The organism is Izhakiella australiensis, assembly GCF_002006995.1.
GTDB lineage: Bacteria > Pseudomonadota > Gammaproteobacteria > Enterobacterales > Enterobacteriaceae > Izhakiella > Izhakiella australiensis.
The window spans coordinates 95860-118721 of sequence record NZ_MRUL01000006.1 but is presented as its reverse complement, the minus strand read 5'-3'; the positions used below and the strand labels follow the sequence as shown (position 1 = coordinate 118721).

21 protein-coding genes are annotated in these 22862 nt (G+C 55.0%); 12 read left to right on the top strand and 9 right to left on the bottom strand.

Features of this window, described 5'->3' with window-relative positions:
- The 4 genes from ftsQ to lpxC all read left to right on the top strand — a co-directional run bounded on the left by ftsQ (position 1) and on the right by lpxC (position 4346).
- Complete coding sequence (gene ftsQ / locus BTJ39_RS10950; RefSeq protein WP_078002727.1) at positions 1 to 840, top strand: cell division protein FtsQ; 840 nt, start codon at positions 1 to 3, stop codon at positions 838 to 840.
- Complete coding sequence (gene ftsA, locus BTJ39_RS10945) at positions 837 to 2093, top strand: cell division protein FtsA (protein ID WP_078002726.1); 1257 nt, start codon at positions 837 to 839, stop codon at positions 2091 to 2093. The genes ftsQ and ftsA overlap by 4 nt, the downstream gene beginning before the upstream one ends.
- Positions 2094 to 2169: 76 nt before the next feature.
- Positions 2170 to 3327 carry a cell division protein FtsZ gene (gene ftsZ, locus BTJ39_RS10940; RefSeq protein ID WP_078002725.1) on the top strand — a complete coding sequence of 386 codons (1158 nt, stop codon included), beginning with the start codon at positions 2170 to 2172 and terminating at the stop codon, positions 3325 to 3327.
- 101 nt (positions 3328 to 3428) lie between these two features.
- Entirely contained in the window at positions 3429 to 4346 is a 918-nt protein-coding gene (lpxC, locus tag BTJ39_RS10935; RefSeq protein ID WP_078002724.1) for a UDP-3-O-acyl-N-acetylglucosamine deacetylase, read from the top strand.
- A 13-nt stretch (positions 4347 to 4359) separates the two neighbouring features.
- Here the strand turns inward: lpxC and BTJ39_RS10930 are convergent, their stop codons facing one another.
- Positions 4360 to 4878, bottom strand: a complete 519-nt coding sequence (locus BTJ39_RS10930; RefSeq protein ID WP_078002723.1) for a DUF721 domain-containing protein — start codon at positions 4876 to 4878, stop codon at positions 4360 to 4362.
- Positions 4879 to 4899: 21 nt separating this feature from the next.
- On the opposite strand from BTJ39_RS10930, the gene secM reads away from it, so the two are divergent.
- The 3 genes from secM to mutT all read left to right on the top strand — a co-directional run bounded on the left by secM (position 4900) and on the right by mutT (position 8631).
- The gene (gene secM, locus BTJ39_RS10925) at positions 4900 to 5406 is read left to right on the top strand and encodes a secA translation cis-regulator SecM (RefSeq protein ID WP_078002722.1); all 507 of its coding nucleotides are present in this window, start codon (positions 4900 to 4902) and stop codon (positions 5404 to 5406) included.
- A 61-nt stretch (positions 5407 to 5467) separates the two neighbouring features.
- A complete protein-coding gene (secA, locus tag BTJ39_RS10920) occupies positions 5468 to 8173 on the top strand; it encodes a preprotein translocase subunit SecA (protein WP_078002721.1) in 2706 nt (901 codons plus the stop codon).
- Positions 8174 to 8229: 56 nt separating this feature from the next.
- Positions 8230 to 8631: an 8-oxo-dGTP diphosphatase MutT gene (gene mutT / locus BTJ39_RS10915; protein WP_078002720.1), complete on the top strand. Its 402-nt coding sequence runs from the start codon at positions 8230 to 8232 to the stop codon at positions 8629 to 8631.
- Between the two features lie 43 nt (positions 8632 to 8674).
- Here the strand turns inward: mutT and yacG are convergent, their stop codons facing one another.
- From yacG to coaE, 3 genes are read right to left on the bottom strand one after another with little or no spacing between them, the layout of a single operon-like run.
- On the bottom strand, positions 8675 to 8881 hold the full coding sequence (gene yacG / locus BTJ39_RS10910) for a DNA gyrase inhibitor YacG (RefSeq protein WP_078002719.1): 207 nt from the start codon (positions 8879 to 8881) through the stop codon (positions 8675 to 8677).
- Positions 8882 to 8889: 8 nt separating this feature from the next.
- Complete coding sequence (gene zapD / locus BTJ39_RS10905; RefSeq protein ID WP_078002718.1) at positions 8890 to 9633, bottom strand: cell division protein ZapD; 744 nt, start codon at positions 9631 to 9633, stop codon at positions 8890 to 8892.
- Positions 9634 to 9637: 4 nt separating this feature from the next.
- The gene (coaE, locus tag BTJ39_RS10900) at positions 9638 to 10249 is read right to left on the bottom strand and encodes a dephospho-CoA kinase (protein ID WP_078002717.1); all 612 of its coding nucleotides are present in this window, start codon (positions 10247 to 10249) and stop codon (positions 9638 to 9640) included.
- 220 nt (positions 10250 to 10469) lie between these two features.
- Between coaE and BTJ39_RS10895 the strand changes: the two genes are divergently transcribed.
- On the top strand, positions 10470 to 11510 hold the full coding sequence (locus BTJ39_RS10895; protein ID WP_078002716.1) for a GMP reductase: 1041 nt from the start codon (positions 10470 to 10472) through the stop codon (positions 11508 to 11510).
- Positions 11511 to 11541: 31 nt separating this feature from the next.
- Here the strand turns inward: BTJ39_RS10895 and hofC are convergent, their stop codons facing one another.
- The 4 genes from hofC to nadC form a co-directional block, all read right to left on the bottom strand.
- Positions 11542 to 12738, bottom strand: coding sequence for a protein transport protein HofC (gene hofC, locus BTJ39_RS10890; protein ID WP_078002715.1), 1197 nt, complete (start codon positions 12736 to 12738; stop codon positions 11542 to 11544).
- Positions 12731 to 14125 (bottom strand): type II secretion system protein GspE, encoded by a 1395-nt coding sequence (gspE, locus tag BTJ39_RS10885; protein WP_078002714.1) that lies wholly within the window; start codon positions 14123 to 14125, stop codon positions 12731 to 12733. Before gspE ends, hofC begins: the two co-directional genes overlap by 8 nt.
- The gene (ppdD, locus tag BTJ39_RS10880) at positions 14125 to 14568 is read right to left on the bottom strand and encodes a prepilin peptidase-dependent pilin (protein WP_078002713.1); all 444 of its coding nucleotides are present in this window, start codon (positions 14566 to 14568) and stop codon (positions 14125 to 14127) included. The genes gspE and ppdD overlap by 1 nt, the downstream gene beginning before the upstream one ends.
- 197 nt (positions 14569 to 14765) lie before the next feature.
- Positions 14766 to 15656, bottom strand: coding sequence for a carboxylating nicotinate-nucleotide diphosphorylase (gene nadC / locus BTJ39_RS10875; RefSeq protein WP_078002712.1), 891 nt, complete (start codon positions 15654 to 15656; stop codon positions 14766 to 14768).
- Between the two features lie 170 nt (positions 15657 to 15826).
- On the opposite strand from nadC, the gene ampD reads away from it, so the two are divergent.
- Both ampD and ampE read left to right on the top strand, forming a co-directional pair.
- Positions 15827 to 16396 carry a 1,6-anhydro-N-acetylmuramyl-L-alanine amidase AmpD gene (gene ampD, locus BTJ39_RS10870; RefSeq protein ID WP_078002845.1) on the top strand — a complete coding sequence of 190 codons (570 nt, stop codon included), beginning with the start codon at positions 15827 to 15829 and terminating at the stop codon, positions 16394 to 16396.
- Positions 16393 to 17247, top strand: a complete 855-nt coding sequence (ampE, locus tag BTJ39_RS10865) for a beta-lactamase regulator AmpE (protein WP_078002711.1) — start codon at positions 16393 to 16395, stop codon at positions 17245 to 17247. The genes ampD and ampE overlap by 4 nt, the downstream gene beginning before the upstream one ends.
- A gap of 79 nt (positions 17248 to 17326) precedes the next feature.
- On the opposite strand, the gene aroP is transcribed toward ampE, so the two are convergent.
- Entirely contained in the window at positions 17327 to 18694 is a 1368-nt protein-coding gene (gene aroP, locus BTJ39_RS10860) for an aromatic amino acid transporter AroP (RefSeq protein WP_078002710.1), read from the bottom strand.
- A 498-nt stretch (positions 18695 to 19192) separates the two neighbouring features.
- On the opposite strand from aroP, the gene pdhR reads away from it, so the two are divergent.
- Together pdhR and aceE are read left to right on the top strand one after the other, a co-directional pair.
- Positions 19193 to 19957, top strand: a complete 765-nt coding sequence (pdhR, locus tag BTJ39_RS10855) for a pyruvate dehydrogenase complex transcriptional repressor PdhR (protein WP_078002844.1) — start codon at positions 19193 to 19195, stop codon at positions 19955 to 19957.
- Positions 19958 to 20189: 232 nt separating this feature from the next.
- The gene (gene aceE / locus BTJ39_RS10850; protein ID WP_078002709.1) at positions 20190 to 22853 is read left to right on the top strand and encodes a pyruvate dehydrogenase (acetyl-transferring), homodimeric type; all 2664 of its coding nucleotides are present in this window, start codon (positions 20190 to 20192) and stop codon (positions 22851 to 22853) included.
- Positions 22854 to 22862 lie beyond the last annotated feature (9 nt).

The window sequence follows — 22862 nt, the reverse complement described above, 5'->3', positions numbered from 1 at the left end:
ATGTCGCAGGCAGCGTTAAACGTACGCAACAAGGAAACAAAGTCCCGCGTCCCGTCAGGACGCAGCAACGGAGCACGCCTGGCTGGAATCGTTTTTCTGCTGCTGGTGATTGGCGTGATGCTGGCGGCCGGGATGGTGGTGCTGAAGTGGATGAATGATGCGTCAAGGTTGCCGCTGTCGCGGTTGGTGGTCACCGGCGAAACCCACTACACCACCAACGACGATATACGTCAGGCCATTTTGTCGCTGGGGGAGCCGGGAACTTTCATGTCGCAGGATGTGAACGTTATTCAGCAACAGATTGAGCGCCTGCCGTGGATTAAGCAGGTCAGCGTGCGCAAACAGTGGCCGGACGAATTAAAGATTCATCTGGTTGAGTATGTACCGGTAGCGCGTTGGAATGACCTGCATATGGTTGATGCAGAAGGTAAATCTTTCAGCATTCCGGCCAACCGCATCGGCAAGGACAAACTGCCGATGCTGTACGGCCCGGAAGGCAGCGAGCAGGAAGTGCTCGAAGGATATCATCAAATGCGTGATTTGCTCGCCGCCAGCAAGTTCACGTTAAAAGCAGCAGCAATGACGGCGCGTCGCTCCTGGCAACTGACCCTGAGCGACGATACCCGTATTGAGCTGGGACGCGATGATGCGGCCAGGCGGATTAAGCGATTTATCGAGCTTTACCCGGTTCTGCAGCAGCAGGCGCAGAGTCAGAACAAACGGATAAGTTACGTGGATTTGCGTTATGACTCTGGCGCAGCAGTTGGTTGGGTACCGGCTCCGCCGGAGCCACAGGACAGTAAACAGCAACAGAATCAGGCACAGGCTAAACAACAATGATCAAGTCGACCGACAGAAAACTGGTAGTTGGACTCGAAATTGGCACCGCGAAGGTGGCCGCTTTAGTAGGGGAAGTTTTGCCTGATGGCATGGTGAACATCATCGGGGTGGGAAGCTGCCCTTCCCGAGGCATGGATAAAGGCGGGGTCAACGACCTTGAGTCGGTTGTAAAGTGCGTTCAGCGCGCGATTGACCAGGCGGAGCTGATGGCGGATTGCCAGATTTCCTCCGTTTATCTGGCGCTTTCAGGCAAGCATATTAGCTGCCAGAACGAAATTGGTATGGTGCCGATTTCAGAAGAAGAAGTGACGGCGGAAGACGTCGATAACGTGGTGCATACCGCGAAATCGGTCCGCGTGCGCGATGAACACCGTATCCTGCATGTTATCCCGCAGGAGTATGCCATTGATTACCAGGAAGGCATCAAAAATCCGGTTGGCTTATCGGGCGTGCGCATGCAGGCGAAAGTGCATCTGATCACCTGCCACAACGATATGGCGAAAAATATCGTTAAAGCGGTTGAGCGCTGCGGTCTGAAAGTTGACCAGCTGATTTTTGCCGGTCTGGCGTCAAGCTATGCGGTATTAACCGAAGATGAGCGCGAGCTGGGCGTGTGCGTGGTGGATGTTGGCGGCGGCACCATGGATATTGCCGTGTATACCGGCGGCGCGCTGCGCCATACCAAAGTGATTCCCTACGCCGGCAACGTCGTAACCAGTGACATTGCCTACGCATTCGGTACGCCGCCTACTGACGCCGAGGCGATCAAAGTGCGCCACGGTTGCGCGCTGGGTTCCATCGTCGGTAAAGACGAAAATGTTGAAGTGCCAAGCGTGGGCGGACGCCCGCCGCGTAGTCTGCAGCGTCAGACGCTGGCGGAGGTCATCGAGCCGCGCTACACCGAATTGTTGAACCTGGTGAATGATGAAATTCTCCAGCTGCAGGAACAGCTGCGCCAGCAGGGGGTTAAACACCATCTGGCAGCCGGAATCGTTCTTACCGGCGGCGCGGCACAAATTGAAGGACTGGCGGCTTGCGCCCAGCGCGTGTTTCACACGCAGGTGCGCATCGGGCAGCCACTCAATATCACTGGATTAACGGATTACGCGCAGGAGCCTTACTACTCAACGGCGGTAGGCCTACTGCACTATGGAAAAGAGTCGCACCTTAGCGGTGAGGCAGAGGTGGAAAAACGTGCTTCAGTTGGCAACTGGTTCAAACGAATCAACAGCTGGCTAAGAAAAGAGTTTTAATTTTTATAAAAGGAGATCATGCTAGCATTTATTAGTGATCTCCAGGCGACAGACGGGCACATAACGGAGAGAAATTATGTTTGAACCAATGGAATTAACCAATGACGCGGTGATTAAAGTCATCGGCGTCGGTGGTGGCGGCGGCAACGCCGTAGAACACATGGTGCGTGAACGCATCGAAGGTGTGGAGTTTTTTGCTGTAAACACCGATGCGCAGGCATTACGTAAAACGGCAGTCGGCCAGACTATTCAGATCGGTAATAACATTACTAAAGGCCTGGGCGCCGGCGCCAATCCGGAAGTAGGCCGTACTTCCGCTGAAGAAGATCGGGACGCCCTGCGCTCTGCGCTGGACGGTGCCGATATGGTATTTATCGCGGCCGGTATGGGCGGCGGCACCGGAACGGGTGCAGCGCCTGTAGTGGCTGAAGTGGCCAAAGAGCTGGGTATTCTTACCGTTGCGGTCGTGACCAAGCCTTTTAACTTTGAAGGCAAAAAGCGCATGGCGTTCGCTGAGCAGGGCATCGCGGAGCTGTCTAAGCACGTCGATTCACTGATCACCATTCCGAACGACAAGCTGCTTAAAGTCCTCGGCCGCGGCATCTCGCTGCTGGATGCGTTCGGTGCGGCTAACGACGTGCTGAAAGGCGCCGTACAGGGTATCGCTGAGCTGATCACCCGTCCGGGTCTGATGAACGTTGACTTCGCCGACGTACGTACTGTGATGTCTGAAATGGGCTACGCGATGATGGGTTCTGGCGTCGCCTGTGGTGAAGACCGCGCTGAAGAAGCTGCTGAGATGGCGATTTCCAGCCCGCTGCTGGAAGATATCGACCTGTCCGGCGCTCGTGGCGTGCTGGTTAACATCACTGCGGGCTTCGACCTGCGTCTGGATGAGTTCGAAACCGTGGGTAACACTATCCGCGCTTTCGCCTCTGATAACGCAACGGTGGTGATCGGTACTTCACTGGATCCGGAAATGAACGACGAGCTGCGCGTAACCGTCGTGGCCACCGGTATCGGCATGGACAAACGTCCTGAGATAACCCTGGTTACTAACAAACAGCAGGCTCAGCCGGTAATGGACCATCGTTACCAGCAGCATGGTATGTCGCCGCTGCCGCAGGAGCAGAAGCCCGCTGCTAAAGTGGTTAACGACAATACCAATTCGCAGCCGAACAAAGAGCCAGACTACCTTGATATTCCTGCGTTTCTGCGTAAACAAGCAGACTAGGAATTCACTGATAGTTAACATCTCCGCTCTTTGTGCTAAAATCTCCGACTGACAGTCCGTTAGACTGTCGGCCGGGTCGGTAATTTTTGCGAGATAATGCGATGATCAAACAACGGACAATAAAACGTATCGTACAGGCGACTGGTGTCGGTTTGCATACCGGCAAGAAGGTCTCGCTGACGCTGCGCCCAGCGTCGGCTAATACTGGGGTCATCTATCGTCGCACTGACTTGAATCCACCGGTTGATTTCCCGGCTGATGCAAAATACGTGCGCGACACCATGCTGAGTACCTGCCTGGTGAACGATGAAGGCGTGCGTATTTCCACCGTGGAACACCTGAATGCAGCGCTGGCTGGTCTGGGTATCGACAACATTATTGTTGAAGTCGACGCGCCAGAAGTGCCGATTATGGACGGCAGCGCGGCACCTTTTGTTTACCTGCTGGTGGATGCAGGCGTCGATCAGCTTAACAGTGCTAAACGCTTCGTTCGCGTTAAGCAGACGGTGCGCGTTGAAGATGGCGATAAATGGGCTGAAATTAAACCGTATAACGGTTTTTCGCTCGATTTCACTATCGACTTCCAGCACCCGGCGATCGACTCCAGCTCACAGCACTATCAGTTGAATTTTTCGACTGAAGGATTTATGCGTCAGATCAGCCGCGCCCGTACCTTTGGCTTCATGCGTGAAATCGAATATCTGCAGTCTAAAGGCCTGTGCCTGGGCGGTAGCCTGGACTGTGCTATCGGGCTGGATGATTTCCGCGTGCTGAATGAAGACGGTCTGCGCTTTGAAGATGAATTTGTGCGTCACAAAATGCTGGATGCCATCGGCGACCTGTTTATGTGCGGCCACAACATCATTGGTGCATTCTCCGCGTTCAAGTCGGGCCATGCTTTAAATAATAAGCTGCTGCAGGCGGTATTGGCTAAACAGGAAGCCTGGGAATGGGCAACCTACGAAGATGAAGCCGATCTGCCGTTAGCGTTCAAAGCACCGAATCTGGTTTTAGCATAGGGCGTTGATTGCCTTACTCATCACGACTGGTTTTACTGGCACCACTCTCTCCGGCCAGTGAGGCCAGTCGTTCTAATATCTTCTTCAATTTTTCCGGACTGCGTTCCGCAACGCTACGTAGCGCGGCTGCGCTGTCAGAACTAAGCTGACATCCCATATTTTTTTGCCCGCTCGACCCAGGGGTGCGGTTTTCTTGCTCAACCCGTGCAGCTTTCCCGGCCAGTGATGGATTAATACTGATGTCGATCGCAGTCAATGATGGTATTATCTGCGCTCGTAATGCAGAAAGCAGAGCAGGCTGTTCATAGCGTAACCGCATCATCCAGCTGGCATTGGCTACTTCCAGTACCAGTATACCCTGGCGATAATTAGCCACGCGTACCCAGGGATGCAGCTGAGAAGGCAGCAGCGCGCGAACCGCTTTATTCAATTTGTTAAGCGCCACGGCGCGCTGTTGAATTTGCTGCAGGCTCCCTGAACTCTGCGTTTCATCAAAAAGTTTTTCGATAGATTGTGGGCGACTGTCGCGCATCGCATACTCCGGTGGATAGGTGTGATTAGTATTTTAAATCGTTGGCGACAATTTGGCAGACGTTATTTTTGGCCGCATCTCCTGTTGGGGATGGTAGCGGCCGGTTTCGGCCTGCCCGGCGCCCACGCCAGCGAACAAAACAGCTTAACCGATAGTGCCGCCAGCAGCCTTAATATTCGTGCTGTTCCCCATCTTCATACCCTGGCGCTATGGCAGGAAACGCCGCGGCGTCCGGGATTTTACGTCGATTATTGGCATCAGCATGCGATCCGCACCGTCATTCGCCACCTGTCTTTTACGCTGACGCCCGAAGAAAGTTTACCTGCGTACGCTGATACACTGCCGCTGCACGTCGAGCGGCTGGCTCTGCTGGATACGCTAAATGCTCTGCTGACCCACGAAGCCCGCCCGGCGGGGATCGTACAGTTCAACCATACCTACCATTCTCCCGCCCGGCAATCGCATCAGACCGCCAGTTGGCTTGCTGAAGTGATGGGCATCCGCGCCGGCCCCTCTCAGCTTATCTGACCGAAAGCCTTTTTTATTTTTATATAGCCGTCCGCGACGGTGCTGAGAGAATATTTATATTATGTTGATTAAGCTATTAACTAAAGTTTTTGGAAGTCGTAACGATCGTACTCTGCGCCGGATGCGCAAAGAAGTGGAAACCATCAACCGTAAGGAAGCGGAGTTCGAGAAGCTCAGCGATGATGAGCTGAAGGCTAAAACCACAGAGTTTCGCGCCAGACTGGAAAAGGGCGAAGTGCTGGAAAGCCTGATTCCCGATGCTTTTGCCACGGTTCGTGAAGCCAGCCGGCGCGTATTTGGTATGCGCCACTTTGACGTACAGCTGCTGGGCGGCATGGTGCTTAACGATCGCTGCATCGCGGAAATGCGTACCGGTGAAGGTAAAACCCTGACGGCAACGCTGCCGGCGTACCTTAATGCGCTGAGTGGCAAAGGGGTTCACGTGGTGACCGTCAACGATTACCTGGCGCAGCGCGATGCGGAAAATAACCGCCCGCTTTTCGAGTTTCTCGGCCTGACGGTTGGTATTAACCTGCCTGGCATGCCGGCGCCCGCCAAACGTGCGGCCTACGCTGCTGATATTACCTACGGCACCAACAATGAATACGGCTTCGATTACCTGCGCGACAATATGGCATTTAGCCCGGAAGAACGCGTTCAGCGTAAGCTACACTATGCGCTGGTCGATGAGGTGGACTCCATCCTTATCGATGAGGCCCGTACCCCGCTGATTATTTCTGGTCCGGCAGAAGACAGCTCCGAACTGTACATCAAGGTCAATAAAATCATCCCGCACCTGCAGCGTCAGGAAAAAGAAGACTCCGACACCTTTAAAGGTGAGGGGCATTTCTGGCTGGACGAGAAGGCGCGCCAGGTCCATCTGACCGAGCGTGGTCTGGAGCTGATTGAAGAACTGCTGGTTAGCCAGAACATCATGGAAGAGGGTGAGTCGCTTTATTCGCCCAATAACATCATGATGATGCACCATGTCACCGCCGCGCTGCGCGCGCACGCGCTGTTTACCCGCGACGTTGATTACATCGTCAAAGACGGTGAGGTTATCATCGTTGATGAACACACCGGTCGTACCATGCAGGGACGTCGCTGGTCAGACGGCCTGCACCAGGCGGTGGAAGCCAAAGAAGGCGTGGAAATTCAGAATGAAAACCAGACGCTGGCTTCCATTACCTTCCAGAACTATTTCCGCTTATATGAAAAGCTGGCCGGTATGACGGGTACCGCTGACACCGAAGCCTTCGAATTCAGCTCTATCTACAAACTGGACACCATCGTCGTGCCCACCAACCGTCCGATGGTCCGTAAAGATATGGCGGATCTGGTCTATATGACCGAAGTGGATAAAATCCAGGCGATTATCGACGATATTCGTGAGCGGACGGCGAAAGGCCAGCCGGTACTGGTTGGTACCATCTCGATTGAGAAATCGGAGGTTATCTCCGATGCATTAACGCGCGACGGAATAAAACACAACGTGCTTAACGCCAAATTCCACGCCCGCGAGGCGGAGATCGTTGCTCAGGCCGGTCAGGCGGGTGCGGTTACCATCGCTACCAACATGGCGGGACGCGGTACCGATATCGTGCTGGGCGGCAGCTGGCAGGTGGAAATTGCTGAGTTGCAGGATGCCACTGACGAGCAGGTTGAAGCGATTAAAACGGCATGGCAAACGCGTCATGATCAGGTGCTGGAAGCTGGCGGCCTGCATATTATTGGTACTGAACGCCACGAATCGCGCCGTATCGATAATCAGCTGCGCGGCCGTGCCGGTCGTCAGGGGGACCCGGGTTCATCACGCTTCTACCTCTCAATGGAAGATGCCCTGATGCGCATTTTCGCCTCTGACCGCGTTGCAGGCATGATGCGTAAGCTCGGTATGAAGCCAGGCGAGGCAATTGAACATCCGTGGGTAACTAAGGCAATCGCCAACGCCCAGCGCAAGGTTGAAAGCCGTAACTTTGATATTCGTAAACAGCTGCTGGAATATGATGACGTTGCCAACGATCAGCGTCGTGCTATCTACAGCCAGCGTAATGAGCTGCTGGACGTTTCTGACGTCAGCGATACTATCGGCAGCATCCGCGAGGACGTATTTAAAACCGTTATCGATACCTACATTCCACCGCAGTCGCTGGAAGAGATGTGGGATGTATCGGGCCTGCACGATCGCCTGAAAGCAGACTTCGATCTCGATATGCCGGTTGCTGAATGGCTGGACAAAGAGCCCGAACTGCATGAGGAAACGCTGCGCGAGCGTATTCTGGAAAACGCCAGCGCGCACTACCTGAATAAAGAAGACGTGGTCGGCGCCGAAATGATGCGCCACTTTGAAAAAGGCGTCATGCTTCAGACGCTGGATTCTCTGTGGAAAGAGCACCTTGCCGCGATGGACTATCTGCGTCAGGGCATTCATCTGCGCGGCTATGCGCAAAAAGATCCTAAGCAGGAATATAAGCGCGAATCATTCGCCATGTTTGCCGCTATGCTGGAATCGCTGAAGTATGAAGTGATCAGTACGCTGAGCAAAGTTCAGGTGCGGATGCCGGAAGAGATCGAGGAGATGGAAGAGCAGCGCCGTCAGGAAGCCGAGCGCCTGGCGCAGCAGCAGCAGCTCAGCCATGTCGATGACGATACCGAAGCCAGCATTGCGCTGGCCGCACAGAGTGGCGAACGCAAGGTGGGACGCAACGATCCTTGTCCTTGCGGTTCAGGTAAAAAATACAAGCAGTGTCATGGCCGGCTGGCCTGATAAACTTACGCTACACGGCGCCCTGCGGGGCGCTTTTTTATCAGTGGAGATAGGTGATGAAACATCTGCAGGTTGCCGTTGGTATCATTCGCAACGATCGCGGCGAGATTTTCCTTGCTCAGCGCCCGTCGACCTCTCACATGGCTAATATGTGGGAGTTTCCGGGGGGGAAAATCGAAGCCAACGAAACGGCACAGCAAGCGCTGGTGCGTGAGTTACAGGAAGAAACCGGCATCGAGGTTACCGACGCCAGGCCATACGATCTGGCGGATCATCACTATCCGGATCTGCGGGTAACGCTGCATTTCTTTATCGTCGAAGGCTGGCAGGGCGAGCCTTACGGCCGGGAGGGGCAGCCTCAGCGCTGGGTCGAGCAGAAGGCGCTGGTTGCCGATGAGTTTCCGCCGGCAAACCATGACATCGTGGCGCGACTGGTCGCCGAAGCTGCAGCAGTCTGAGAATTTTTCAGCGCCGGGGCGTCTACTGACGCCTGCGGCCGCTTTATTCGCGATCCAGCGGGTTTTCGCTCCAGTCGTCGCTGTCAGTTAAATCTCCGCTGCTGGGGATACGTTTTTCCTCAGCCGCCCACTCGCCCAGGTCAATCAGCTGGCAGCGTTTGCTGCAAAAGGGGCGCCAGGGACTCAGGGTTCCCCAGATTACCTGTTTACCGCAGCTGGGACAGGTTACAAAAGTAATATCGTCGGTCATGGTTTACCTCAGCAGCAGGCCAGTTCAAAATCCAGTCGCGGTGGGACTTCGCCGCGTTCATTGTCCAGCGGCATAAAACGAATTGCATAGCGGCTTTTATGGCCGGAGACCTGCGGGTAAAGCGCATCCTCCAGGGTTAATTTAAGCCGCAGCAGATCGGCGCCTTCCGCATTATCCTGATAAAAGCCGTTAAGGCTGCTCTGATGATGAAAAACGCCGGACTGACGAATCAAATCCAGCACTAAGGTCAGCGCATCGTGCAGTGGCTCAAGGGATGTCAGCCAGCGCTCCGCCTGGTTATCACGGCTCTCCTGCGCCAGATGCAGCCAGATATGCAGCGTCGGCAGATCGAAGCTGCAACAGCCGCCAGGAATGCTCAAACGTTGGCGAACCAGGCCAATCAGGCGATCCTCGCGCAGCTGTTGGCCCATACGCGGCGCGGCCATCAGGCTGGCGTGCTGCTGCTTTAGCTTATCGATTAGCGCCGAAACTACCTGGCTGTCTACGCCTGGTACGTCAATCCACGCCTGTAATTTCTGCTGCTGACGGTCCAGCTCTTTGATGATTTCAGTGCGTAATTCGCCGCGCTCAAACACATCAAGCAGGTCGGCAACGTTACGAAAAAAGGTGAGGGCGGTAAGATGATCGCGGATAACGCGGCAGTGATGTAGCTGCTGCAATAAAAATTCGATGCGCAGCCAGGTACGCATTTTTTCATTCAGGGGATGCTCAAAAAGTACCGTTGTAGTCATACTATCAATCCTGCTGTGCCGCGGCAGCCAGCGCCAGATAGCGCTGATTCAATTCGGCTACGCGGGGGAGTACCGATTCCGGCGTCCCGCTGTTATCAATAATATCGTCGGCTACGGCCAGACGTTGATTGCGCGAGGCCTGCGCCGCCAGAATGTTTTCAGCCTGCTCCTGAGTCATGCCATCGCGTGCCATGGCGCGGCTCAGCTGTATTTCACGCGACACGTCCACCACCAGCACGCGATTGGCCCGATACTGCAGCTGGTTTTCAACCAATAGCGGAACCACCCACAGGCGCCACGGTGAGCGCATTTGATCCAGCTGGCGCTGCGTTTGTTGCTGGATCAGCGGGTGCAGCAGGTTGCTCAGCCACAGCTTGCTGTCTGGCTCGCTAAAAATGCGTTGACGCAGCGCCCGGCGATCTAACGCGCCGTCAGGCTGGAGGATCGCCGGGCCAAAGCGCTGAGCAATCTCAGCCAGCGCCGGGCTGCCCGGTTCGACGACCTGACGCGCGACGTCATCGGCATCGATCCATTCTATTCCCAGCGAACCAAAAGCCTTTGCAATCGTGCTCTTACCGCTGCCGATGCCGCCTGTCAGCGCGACGGTATAACGCATAAGCCTCGATTCCTTATTTTGTGATTCCCCTGCGCCGCCTCGCCAGCGGTGACGATTGCGCCGAATCTGTGCGGACGATCACAATGAAACGGCGCAGGTAAATTTATGGGATTGTAACGTATCCGGGACTGTTTTCGCAGTCTTGTCGCGGCGATTTTAACGCGTATGATCAGTAGGCATAATGCGATATGACACCCTACCGCAACAGGAATTTTGAGACATGCGTATTGAAGAAGATATCAAGCTTGGTTTTAAAGACGTGCTAATCCGCCCCAAGCGTTCCACGCTGAAAAGCCGTTCAGAAGTTGAGCTGACGCGCACTTTTACCTTTAAACACTCTGCACTCAGCTGGTCTGGCGTGCCGGTGATTGCCGCTAACATGGATACCGTCGGCACGTTTCGCGTTGCCGAAGCGCTGGCTGAGTTTGATATTCTCACCGCCGTCCATAAGCATTATAGCGTGGATGACTGGCGGGCATTTATCGCAGGTGCTGCTGAAAAGGTTCTCAGGCACGTGATGGTTTCTACGGGCACCTCAGATGCCGATTTCAACAAGCTACAGCAAATAGTTGCCCTGTCTCCGGCGCTGAACTTTATTTGCATTGACGTTGCTAACGGCTACTCAGAGCATTTTGTTGAGTTTTTACAGCGCGCGCGCGCCGCGTTTCCGACAAAAACCATTTGCGCCGGTAACGTGGTAACCGGTGAGATGGTCGAGGAGCTGATTCTTTCCGGCGCGGACATCGTTAAAGTGGGCATTGGCCCTGGCTCTGTCTGCACAACGCGGGTCAAAACCGGGGTTGGCTATCCGCAGCTGTCGGCGGTGATTGAATGCGCCGATGCGGCCCATGGCCTGGGCGGTCAGATCGTCAGCGACGGCGGGTGCTCAGTGCCGGGCGACGTGGCGAAAGCCTTTGGCGGCGGTGCTGACTTCGTGATGCTTGGCGGTATGCTCGCAGCCCATGACGAGTGTGAAGGAACCGTAGTTGAAGAGCAGGGCGAGAAGTTTATGCTGTTTTACGGCATGAGCTCGGAAACCGCCATGAAGCGCCATGTTGGCAGCGTGGCGGGCTATCGCGCTGCCGAAGGGAAAACGGTCAAGCTGCCGCTGCGTGGTCCGGTTGAAAATACCGCTCGCGACATTCTGGGCGGCCTGCGTTCGGCCTGTACTTACGTGGGTGCCGAGCGGCTTAAAGAGCTGACTAAGCGCACGACTTTTATTCGCGTTGCCGAACAGGAAAACCGCGTTTACAACCGTTAATGCGCCATAAGCGCCCGCGCAGTGCGGGCGCTCAACCCAGCGCGGAGCCAAGATTAAACACCGGTAAATACATCGCAATCACCAGCGTACCGATAATTCCGCCTACGATGACCATCATCATTGGCTCAAGCATCGCCGCCAGCGTATCCGCCAACTCCTGAGTCCGGGTTTCATACCATTCGGCAAGGCGGTTTAACATTTCGTCCAGCGCGCCGGCCTCTTCTCCCACCTTAATCAGCTGATAGCAAAGTGGTGTAAACTGCGCATGATTTTCCAGCGCCTGATGCAATGGCTGGCCCGCTTCAATATGGCGCCTGAGTGCATGTAATATGCGTTGCCAGATCCCCGGAGGCAAGGTTACGGCCGTCGCTTTCAGTCCCTCCAGCAGGGGGAGTCCGGCTCGCTGGGTCAGGCTAAGGGTGGTAAAAATCTGACTGAGAATCCCCCCGCGATACAGCGTTGAGATAAAAGGTAAACGCAGCATCAGTCTCTGGGTGAAAAGGCGCAGGAAGGGGGAATGCTGCTGCTGATAACGCCAGCCCGGCACCGCGCAGAGCAGCGTTATTATCAGCCATGGCCCACTACGCTGTAGCAGGGATGACAGCTGCATGACGCTGCGGGTAAAGGCGGGCAGCCCGGCATCAAAGTTGGCATATATAGCCACGAATTCAGGCAAAACAAACAGCAGCATCGCGCTGCTGGTCGCCGCCGCAACCAGCAGGATGAACAACGGGTAGCGTAAGGCTTTCTGCACTTTCTTATGCAGTAAATGCTGGCGCTCCTGCTGGGCGGCAAGCTGCTGGCAGCAGTTTTCCAGCTGGCCGGTCAGCTCGCCAATCTCAACCAACGCCGGATAAAGCGCCGGGAATATATGCGGCCACTGCCGCAGGGCCTGGGCGAAAGTAATCCCCTGACTAATCTGCTCAGCCAGCTGTATCAGCAGCTGCTGCCAGGGCTTTTGCTGCCCGTTGCTCAGCATATTCAGGCTGGCAGACAGCGACAGTCCGGCTCTGAGCAGGGTTGCAAGCTGATGCATCAGCGTGATTCGCACCGCCTGCTGCCAGCTGTGAGCAAAATAGATGCGTCGCAGGCGAATGCGCAGCGGGGTTAACTGGTTGTCACGAAGGTACTGGCAGAGACGCTGGCGGTTCGGTTCCAGCCGTTCTCCCTGCTGCCAGCCGCCGTCGTTGTCCACCGCCTGCCAGTAGAACAGCATGGTTTTATTCATCAATGCTGCCTGTCACCCGCTTTAGTTCCTCAAGGGTGGTATCGCCACGATTCACCGCCTGCAGGCCTTCGGTGAATAACCGGCTGAGGTTCTGTTCCTCCACCAGCGCGTTTAAGCGCTGCTGGCTGGCATCGCTGGCGATAGCCGCCTGTAATCGGCGGGTTATCGGTAAAACTTCGAACAGCGCCAGACGGCCATAAAATCCGCAAAAGCAGTTTTCACAGCCGATGGCCCGCCAGTTTTGCAGCGGGCCTGACCAAAGGGGCGGTGGGACGCTATCCGTCAGGTCAGCGGGCTGGCGGCAGCAAGGGCATAAGCGACGCACCAGGCGCTGTGCGATAACCAGGGTTAATGCCGGTCCCAGCAGATAGCCGGGTAACCCCATTTGCCGTAGCCGCACCAGCGTTTCCAGGGTGGAATTGGTGTGCAACGTTGACAGGACCAGGTGACCCGTTTGCGCCGCATTAACGGCGATAGTCGCCGTTTCCGCATCGCGGATTTCACCGAGCATGATGATGTCTGGATCCTGACGCAGCAGGGCGCGCAGCACCTGTTTGAAGCCGACGCCTATCTTGTTATTTACCTGGGTCTGCATGATACCCTGCAGCGGAATTTCGATCGGATCCTCTACGCTACAGATATTGCGCTGTGGCTGATTGAGCCAGCTGAGCGCGCTGTACAGGGTAATGGTTTTACCACTGCCGGTCGGGCCGGTGACCAGTATCATGCCCTGCGGCTGCTTCAGCGCCTGCTGAAAGTAGGTTAGCAGCGACGCAGACATGCCTAGTTTATCAATGTCGTGGGCATGATCTTCGTTATGCAGCAGGCGCAGCACCGCTTTTTCACCATACTGTGTCGGCAGGGTTGAAAGGCGAAATGAGGCGTTTTGTCCCTCCGCAGGATGGTGGGTGAACTGGCCATCCTGCGGAACACGGCGCTCCGCGATGTCCAGACGAGCCAGCACTTTTAGCCGGGCGACCAGCGCGCTGCCGCTGGCCTGAGTCAATGCGCTGGCTATCTGCAACACGCCGTCAATCCGCAAGCGGATGCGGACGGTATCGGCCTGAGGCTCAATGTGAATATCCGAAGCCCGGCGCTGCAATGCTTGCGCCAGCAGGCGGTCGAGCTTTGCCGCGGTTGCCAGGTTTTCCTGAGCGATTGGCGTCGGGCTACCCGCGCTGCTTTTATCCCGCCAGGCGGCGATCTGCTCAATGCTCCAGCTGAGCACTTCGACCTTTGCGCGACAGGCAAAGCGCAGCGCTTCCACCAGATCGTCCTGCGCCAGACCAGCGGTGGCGACCCGGACGCGCTGTGCGCTGTTTTCCAGCAACACGGCTTGATAGCGCTGGCAAAGTGTATTCAGCATGGTTTCATCAGCGATGCTCATCAGCTTTGGCCTTTGTCATCAAAGCGGAATACCGATTCGCAGGCGCTTTTCAGCGAGCTGGCGGAGGTATCGCAGCTGCGCTGCCAGCGCATGATGCCTTGCTGCGCGTTCCAGTCCGGCGTCAGGGTGACCGTCAGGCCTTGTAGATTATCCTGCCCGCTAAGGGAAATCACGCCAGATGAAACCTGACTATTGGCGATATAGCGCGACGAGGCCGCTTGCGGTATACCGGCGCTGCCGCCCGAGCAGTTACTGGTTTCGCCTTGTTCCACCGCGCAGATTTCTACCGCCGTTTTTAGCGGCATAGCGCTTTGCAACATGTCGGTTAAGGCGGCTTTTTGCAGATAGCTCTGGTAAGCCGGCAGGCCAATAGCACTGAGTATCGCCACAATCGCGATTACGATCATCAGCTCGATTAAGGTAAATCCCTGTTGGTCAGACATGGTCACTCCTGATAATTAGTGAAGATTCTATGCTGAGCAATGGGAGGAATTTAACCAGCGTGCCTGTTGCGGTTAGGGTGCTGGCTCGAAAGCAAACGAGTAGGGTTTCAGTGGCGAACAGCACCGGTGGAATAGCGCTCGCAAAATAAAGCAGCCAGCATCAGGCTGGCTGCAAGGTAACAAAATAACGCGTGGGATCAGCGAAAGCGCATCGAGAGATCGAGGGCGTGAATATGTTTTGTCAGCGCGCCGACCGAAATATAGTCAACGCCGGTTTCTGCAATGGCACGCAGCGTTTCGTCGGTCACGTTGCCGGAAACTTCCAGCAGTGAACGGTCGGCGGTAATTTTCACCGCTTCGCGCATATCATCAAGGGTAAAGTTGTCCAGCATGACGATATCAGCACCGGCATCCAACGCCGCGCTGAGTTCGCTTAATGACTCAACCTCAACCTCGACCGGCACATCCGGGTAAAGCCATAATGCTTTTTCTACCGCCTGGGCAATCGAACCGCTGGCAATAATATGATTTTCTTTAATCAGAAATGCTTCATAAAGGCCCAGACGATGGTTGTTGCCGCCGCCGCAAAGTACCGCGTATTTCAGCGCGGTGCGCAGACCGGGAATGGTTTTTCTGGTATCAAGTAGCTGAGTTCGGGTGCCCTTTAGCAGAGCGACATAGCGACGCACTTCGGTCGCGACGCCGGACAGGGTTTGCACGAAATTTAGCGCGGTGCGCTCGGCGGTTAATATTAAGGAGGAGGGGCCGGTGATTTCAAATAGCGGCTGATTGGGCTTAATTTCGTCGCCATCATCAACCAGCCAGTTAATCTGTGTCCGGTTACCAAGCTGAATGAATACCTCTTCAACCCAGCGCTTACCGCAAAAAATACCCGGCTCGCGGGTGATCACCACCGCTTGCGAGGTCGCATCCGCAGGCAGCAATGCTGCGGTAATGTCGCGCGAAGCGTCAATTTCGTTGCCTAAATCTTCCTTTAATGCCTGAGCGACGGTGACGGGAATGTCGTGCTCAATACGCTCCATTAATATGCCTTTGCGGCTCTCAGGATCGTAACGGCGGCTGGTCATGGTGCAAACTCCGGAAACCGATAATGGGTCCGAGCATGCTAGCTTGTTTACTCCATGGTTACCAGCAACCGGCCGGTGCAGCAAATGGTGAGATAGCCGGTTCAGGTTTACTTCCTCCGGGCGTAATTCATGCTAACCTGATGACAGGTCTGTTAAATTTGGAGCAGCAGATGCAATTAGACGCCGGCAGGCTCGTCGGCGCGCGCCAGGTCGCGTCGCCTCATTACAATTCCCGCCCGCAAGGAGAGCAACCTTCTCTGTTGGTTATTCATAACATCAGCCTGCCGCCGGGAGAGTTTGGCGGCCCGTGGATCGACGCCTTGTTTACCGGCACGCTTGACCCTGATGCCCATCCCTATTTTGCAGAAATTGCTGCGCTGCGCGTTTCGGCGCATTGTCTGATTCGCCGCGACGGTGAAATTGTGCAATATGTCCCTTTCAACCAGCGGGCCTGGCATGCGGGGGTTTCCTGCTGGCAGGGGCGGGAGAGCTGTAATGACTTTTCCATCGGCATCGAGCTTGAAGGAACCGACGTCTTGCCATATACCGATGCACAGTATCAGTCGTTGACGCGGGTTACGCGGCTACTAATGCAGCATTATCCGCTGACTGCCGAGAATATCACCGGCCATAGCGACATCGCTCCGCAGCGTAAAACCGATCCCGGCGCGGCATTCGACTGGCAACGCTATCGTCAAATGATAACTGAAGCCGCTTCTATGGAGGATCCCGGCGCATGACTCTGTTTAGTTTGCTACTGGTTTTAGGCTGGGAACGACTGTTTAAAATGGGCCAGCACTGGCAGATTGAGCATCGCATGGAGCCATTACTGCGCCAGCAGCGGCGCTATACCCTGCTGCGAACGCTGCTGTTGGCGTTTCTGTCGATGGCGCTGACCGCCGTTTGCATTCAGCTGCTGAAGGGATGGTTTTTTGGCGTGCCGCAGCTGATTTTTTGGATCCTGCTTGGCGTGCTCTGTATCGGTGCCGGCAGCGTTCGCCTGCACTATCACGCTTACCTTAAAGCCGCCAGTCATGACGATATTGCCGCGCATCAGGCGATGGCGGAAGAGCTGACGCTTATTCACGGCGTGCCCCACGATTGCGATGAAGTGACCTATCTGCGGGAGCTGCAAAATGCCCTGCTATGGATAAACTACCGCTTTTATCTGGCACCGATGCTGTGGTTCGTGGCCGGCGGCAAATGGGGGCCCGTACTGCTGGTCGGCTACGCCACGTTGCGCGCCTGGCAGGGCTGGCTTGCTCGTCATAAAACGCCATTGGAACGCGCGCAATCGGGCATTGATGGCGTTCTGCACTGGGTTGACTGGATTCCGGTGCGGCTGGTCGGCGTTGCCTATGCACTGCTCGGCCACGGTGAACGGGCCTTGCCGGCGTGGTTTGCTTCGCTCGGCGATCGCCATACCGCGCAATATCAGGTATTGACCCGGCTGGCGCAGTTTTCGCTGGCGCGCGATCCGCATACCGATAAAGTCGCCACGCCGCGAGCGGCAGTCAGCCTGGCGAAGCGCGTTTCCTGGATGATGGTGGTGGTGGTCGCTTTGCTGACCATTTACGGTACCCTGGTATAAGCGCCGACGGGCCTTCGGTCAGATAATAAAAAAGGGAGGAGCCTTGGCTCCTCCCTTTATCGTTACGGCTTACGGCGCGTTACTTATTACGCTTGCGCTGAGTGCTGTTTTTCAACAGGTAACCCACCGCCAGAATCACCAGCCAGACCGGGATCAGCCAGACCGAAATGGCCATGCCGGGGGTAATAAACATAATCACCAGAATGCCGGCGAGGAATACCAGGCATAGCCAGTTGCCGAACGGATAGAGCAGCGCTTTAAAGCGGGTCTCCACGCCCTGCTGATTTTTCTTTTTACGGAATTTGAGGTGTGCAAGGCTGATCATTGCCCAGTTGATCACCAGCGCCGATACCACCAGCGACATCAGCAGGCCGAAAGCCTCTCCCGGCATCAGGTAGTTAATCAGTACGCAGATGGCGGTTGCGGCGGCGGAAACCAAAATCGTGGTAACCGGAACGCCGCGGCGATCGACTTTAAGTAACGCTTTCGGCGCATTGCCCTGCTGCGCCAGGCCAAACAGCATACGGCTGTTACAGTAAACACAGCTGTTATAAACCGACAATGCCGCGGTCAGGATAACCACGTTAAGCAGATTAGAGACCGCGACGTCGCCGAGGTTATGGAAAATCAGGACAAAGGGGCTGGTATCTTCAGTGACCTGCGTCCAGGGAAGCAGTGACAACAGTACCGCCAGCGAGCCGACGTAGAAGATAAGAATACGCCAGATAACCTGGTTGGTGGCTTTAGGAATGCTTTTTTCCGGCTCGTCGGCTTCAGCGGCGGTAATGCCGACGAGCTCCAGACCGCCAAACGAAAACATAATGATCGCCATCATCATCACCAGCCCGCTAACGCCGTGCGGAAAAAAGCCACCCTGCGACCAGAGGTTGCTTACCGATGCCTGCGGGCCGGCCGTGCCGCTGAACAGCAGAAAGCTGCCGTAAATGATCATGCCGATGACGGCAACCACTTTGATAATAGCAAACCAGAATTCCATTTCACCGTAGACTTTGACGTTAGTCAGGTTGATGGCGTTGATCAGCACAAAAAATACCACGGCGGTGATCCAGCTCGGCATTTCCGGCCACCAGAACTGAATATATTTACCGACGGCGGTCAGCTCGGCCATGGCGACCAGTACATAGAGTACCCAGTAGTTCCAGCCGGAAGCGAAGCCGGCAAAGTTGCCCCAGTATTTACAAGCGAAGTGGCTGAAGCTACCGGCTACCGGCTCTTCCACGACCATCTCACCGAGCTGACGCATAATCAGAAAAGCAATAAAGCCGGCAATGGCATAGCCAAGTATCACCGCCGGGCCAGCGGATTTAATAACGGAGGCGCTACCCAGAAAAAGGCCGGTGCCAACGGCACCCCCCAATGCGATAAGCTGGATGTGGCGGTTTTTCAGACCGCGCTTCAGCATCTCGCCGTTTGCATTACTATCCATTGTGTTTCCTCGTATCTCTGTAGTTCTTACATTCGGATAGCGTATGTAAGGCTTTATTTACAACTAACGTATTGAATAGTTGACGCTATTTTATGCTGTAGTTTTTACTGTCGCTGGCGTCGCGACAAGAATAGTGATAAGCGCGGTGCTTTGCACGCCCTTTCGCTTACCACCCGTAATAAGGTGTAAAAAATCGTCTCGCGCGCACATTTTTGCAGAAATCCTGGCGTAGCACTTTGCGGGATAAACTTGCCATAGGCATTACTTATGCTGAAGTGCGGCGGGGGCGGGTTTTACCGCTAAATGACACAAATAATTAACAATTGGGCGGCGCAAGTCGCAGCGACAGACGCGCAAAAAAACAGCACGAATGCTCATTTACTGCGCATTTTTAGGCCAGTTGCCATATAGACACCAGGTGAATACTTTGTTACTTTAGCTGTTCACTTTGGCAATTGGTATTACCAATTTACTTCAGCCAACGGGCTCCGTGGGATGATGGCTTACAGTAAAATACGTCAACCTAAACTCTCAGATGCGATTGAACAGCAGCTTGAGACGCTTATCATGGAAGGCACGCTGCGGCCGGGCGAAAAGCTCCTGCCTGAGCGCGAGCTGGCAAAGCAGTTCGACGTTTCCCGTCCCTCTTTACGTGAAGCAATCCAGCGTTTAGAAGCAAAAGGTTTGCTGCTGCGCCGTCAGGGCGGCGGCACTTTTGTACATACAACGCTGTGGAAAAGTATGAGCGATCCGCTGGTGGAGCTGCTGGCGTGTCACCCGGAGTCGCAGTTTGACCTGCTGGAAACCCGCCACGCGCTGGAGGGCATTGCTGCCTACTATGCGGCGCTGCGCGGTACGGAAGAAGACCTCAAGCGTATTGAGGATTGCCATATTCAGATCCAGGCCGCCCAGCTTAGCGGCGATCTGGACGCCGAGGCCGATGCGGTCATGCAGTATCAGATCGCTGTCACAGAAGCGGCCCATAATGTCGTGTTGCTACATCTCCTGCGCAGCATGAGTCCTATGCTGAAGCAGAACGTACATCAGAATTTTGAATTGCTCTATACGCGCCGGGAAATGCTGGCGAAAGTGAGCGAACACCGCGCCAGGATTTTTGCGGCGATAGTCGCCCGCGAGCCGGAAAAGGCCCGTGAAGCGTCGCACCGCCATCTGGCGTTTCTTGAAGAAATCCTGCTGGACAGAAGTCGGGAACAAACGCGGCGTGAGCGTTCGTTGCGAAGGCTACAGCAGCGTAAAGATTAATGCGTCAGTAAATAAGACGCGGCAACAAAACCAGGACCTGTCTCACTGCTTTATCAGGTTTCCGGAAAATTTCGCCTTACAGCGTGACGGCGGTCGGCAACACTCCTGAAATAATCAGGAAGGTGAACAGCAGGCCGCGGCGTTGCAGGTTAGATGAAATGGGAAGGAAAGAGAGTTGGGACACAGGCCCCGGACTTACTCAACGTATTAGACACAGATAAGGAACACACCCATGTCAGAACGTTTACATAATGACGTGGATCCGATCGAAACTCGCGACTGGTTACAGGCGATCGAATCGGTAATCCGTGAAGAAGGTGTTGAGCGTGCGCAGTACCTGATCGATCAGGTGCTGGGGCAGGCTCGTAAAGGCGGCGTCAATGTTGCCGCAGGCACTGCAGTTGGCAACTACGTTAACTCTATTGCCGTTGAGGACGAACCAGAATATCCGGGCAACACCACGCTGGAACGTCGTATCCGTTCAGCCATTCGCTGGAACGCGATCATGTCCGTGTTGCGCGCATCGAAAAAAGATCTGGAACTGGGTGGTCATATGTCCTCATTCCAGTCTTCTGCGACTATCTATGAAGTCTGCTTCAACCATTTCTTCCGTGCGCAAAGCGAAAAAGACGGCGGCGATTTGGTCTATTTCCAGGGGCATATTTCCCCGGGCATCTACTCGCGCGCTTTCCTCGAAGGCCGCCTGACCGAAGAGCAGATGAATAACTTCCGCCAGGAAGTTCACGGTAAAGGCCTTTCTTCTTATCCGCATCCGAAGCTGATGCCGGATTTCTGGCAGTTCCCGACCGTTTCAATGGGCCTTGGTCCGCTGGCGGCGATTTACCAGGCCAAATTCCTGAAATATCTTGAGCACCGTGAGCTGAAAGACACCCGCGCCCAGACCGTGTACGCCTTCCTTGGCGACGGCGAAATGGATGAGCCGGAGTCTAAAGGCGCGATTACCATCGCCACGCGTGAAAAGCTGGACAACCTGGTGTTCATCATCAACTGTAACTTGCAGCGCCTGGACGGCCCGGTAACAGGTAACGGCAAAATTATTAACGAGCTGGAGGGCATCTTCGGCGGCGCCGGTTGGGAAGTGATTAAGGTTATCTGGGGCGGACGCTGGGATGAACTGCTGCGTAAAGATACCAGCGGTAAGCTGATTCAGCTGATGAACGAAACCGTTGACGGCGACTATCAGACCTTTAAATCCAAAGATGGCGCCTACGTACGTGAACACTTCTTCGGCAAATATCCGGAAACCGCTGAGCTGGTCAAAGACTGGTCAGATGATGATATCTGGTCGCTGAACCGTGGCGGTCACGATCCGAAAAAAGTGTATGCGGCGCTGAAAAAGGCGCAGGAAACCAAAGGCAAGCCGGTGGTTATCCTGGCGCATACCATTAAAGGTTATGGTATGGGCGACACCGCGGAAGGTAAGAACATTGCCCACCAGGTGAAGAAAATGAACATGGAAGGCGTTCGCTATATCCGCGACCGCTTTAATGTTCCTGTCGAAGACGACAAGATCGAATCGCTGCCTTACATCACCTTCAATAAAGATTCGGAAGAGTACAAATACCTGCACGGCCAGCGCGAGAAGCTGGGCGGCTATCTGCCAAAACGTCAGGCCACTTTCAGTGAAAAACTGGATATGCCGACGCTGGAAGAGTTCCAGCCGCTGCTGGAAGAACAGAAGAAAGAGATCTCCACCACCATCGCGTTTGTGCGTGCGCTGAACGTGATGCTGAAAAACAAATCTATCAAAGATCGCCTGGTGCCGATTCTGGCTGATGAAGCGCGTACCTTTGGTATGGAAGGTCTGTTCCGTCAGATTGGTATCTATAGCCCGAATGGTCAGCAATATACCCCGCAGGACCGTGAGCAGGTGGCTTACTACAAAGAAGACGAAAAAGGACAGATCCTGCAAGAAGGGATCAACGAACTGGGCGCAGGCGCATCCTGGCTGGCGGCGGCAACGTCATACAGCACCAACAACCTGCCGATGATCCCGTTCTACATCTATTATTCCATGTTCGGCTTCCAGCGTATCGGCGACCTGTGCTGGGCGGCAGGCGACCAGCAGGCGCGCGGCTTCCTGGTTGGCGGCACCTCCGGACGTACCACCCTGAACGGCGAAGGGCTGCAGCACGAAGATGGCCATAGCCATATTCAGTCTCTGACTATTCCGAACTGTATCTCTTACGATCCGGCCTATGCCTATGAAGTCGCTGTCATTATGCACGACGGTCTGGTGCGTATGTATGGTGAAGCGCAGGAAAACGTTTATTACTACATCACTACCCTGAACGAAAACTACCATATGCCTGCGATGCCGCAGGGTGCGGAAGAGGGTATTCGTAAAGGGATCTACAAGCTGGAAACGCTGGAAGGCAGCAAAGGCAAAGTGCAGCTGCTGGGCTCCGGTTCGATTCTGCGCCACGTACGTGAAGCGGCGCAGATCCTGGCGAAGGACTACGGCGTCGGATCGGATGTCTATAGCGTGACCTCGTTCACCGAGCTGGCCCGCGACGGTCAGGATTGTGAGCGCTGGAACATGCTGCACCCGGCCGAAGAGCCGCGGGTACCTTATATCGCTCAGGTAATGAACGATGCGCCGGCGGTAGCGTCAACAGACTACATGAAACTGTTCGCCGAGCAGGTTCGCAGCTATGTTCCGGTCAGCGACTATCGCGTGCTGGGAACCGACGGCTTTGGTCGTTCTGACAGCCGCGAGAACCTGCGTCATCACTTCGAAGTTGATGCTTCTTACGTGGTGATTGCTGCTCTGGGTGAACTGGCCAAACGCGGTGAAATCGATAAGAAAGTGGTTGCGCAAGCCATCACCAAATTCAACATCGATGCCGATAAAGTCAATCCGCGTCTGGCATAAGAGGTAAAA

Coding starts and splice junctions, on each gene's coding strand:
- ftsQ (WP_078002727.1), top strand. CDS start 1: ATGTCGCAGGCAGCGTTAAACGTACGCAACAAGGAAACAAAGTCCCGC.
- ftsA (WP_078002726.1), top strand. CDS start 837: ATGATCAAGTCGACCGACAGAAAACTGGTAGTTGGACTCGAAATTGGC.
- ftsZ (WP_078002725.1), top strand. CDS start 2,170: ATGTTTGAACCAATGGAATTAACCAATGACGCGGTGATTAAAGTCATC.
- lpxC (WP_078002724.1), top strand. CDS start 3,429: ATGATCAAACAACGGACAATAAAACGTATCGTACAGGCGACTGGTGTC.
- BTJ39_RS10930 (WP_078002723.1), bottom strand. CDS start 4,878: ATGCGCGACAGTCGCCCACAATCTATCGAAAAACTTTTTGATGAAACG.
- secA (WP_078002721.1), top strand. CDS start 5,468: ATGTTGATTAAGCTATTAACTAAAGTTTTTGGAAGTCGTAACGATCGT.
- mutT (WP_078002720.1), top strand. CDS start 8,230: ATGAAACATCTGCAGGTTGCCGTTGGTATCATTCGCAACGATCGCGGC.
- yacG (WP_078002719.1), bottom strand. CDS start 8,881: ATGACCGACGATATTACTTTTGTAACCTGTCCCAGCTGCGGTAAACAG.
- zapD (WP_078002718.1), bottom strand. CDS start 9,633: ATGACTACAACGGTACTTTTTGAGCATCCCCTGAATGAAAAAATGCGT.
- coaE (WP_078002717.1), bottom strand. CDS start 10,249: ATGCGTTATACCGTCGCGCTGACAGGCGGCATCGGCAGCGGTAAGAGC.
- BTJ39_RS10895 (WP_078002716.1), top strand. CDS start 10,470: ATGCGTATTGAAGAAGATATCAAGCTTGGTTTTAAAGACGTGCTAATC.
- hofC (WP_078002715.1), bottom strand. CDS start 12,738: ATGAATAAAACCATGCTGTTCTACTGGCAGGCGGTGGACAACGACGGC.
- gspE (WP_078002714.1), bottom strand. CDS start 14,125: ATGAGCATCGCTGATGAAACCATGCTGAATACACTTTGCCAGCGCTAT.
- ppdD (WP_078002713.1), bottom strand. CDS start 14,568: ATGTCTGACCAACAGGGATTTACCTTAATCGAGCTGATGATCGTAATC.
- nadC (WP_078002712.1), bottom strand. CDS start 15,656: ATGACCAGCCGCCGTTACGATCCTGAGAGCCGCAAAGGCATATTAATG.
- ampD (WP_078002845.1), top strand. CDS start 15,827: ATGCAATTAGACGCCGGCAGGCTCGTCGGCGCGCGCCAGGTCGCGTCG.
- ampE (WP_078002711.1), top strand. CDS start 16,393: ATGACTCTGTTTAGTTTGCTACTGGTTTTAGGCTGGGAACGACTGTTT.
- aroP (WP_078002710.1), bottom strand. CDS start 18,694: ATGGATAGTAATGCAAACGGCGAGATGCTGAAGCGCGGTCTGAAAAAC.
- pdhR (WP_078002844.1), top strand. CDS start 19,193: ATGGCTTACAGTAAAATACGTCAACCTAAACTCTCAGATGCGATTGAA.
- aceE (WP_078002709.1), top strand. CDS start 20,190: ATGTCAGAACGTTTACATAATGACGTGGATCCGATCGAAACTCGCGAC.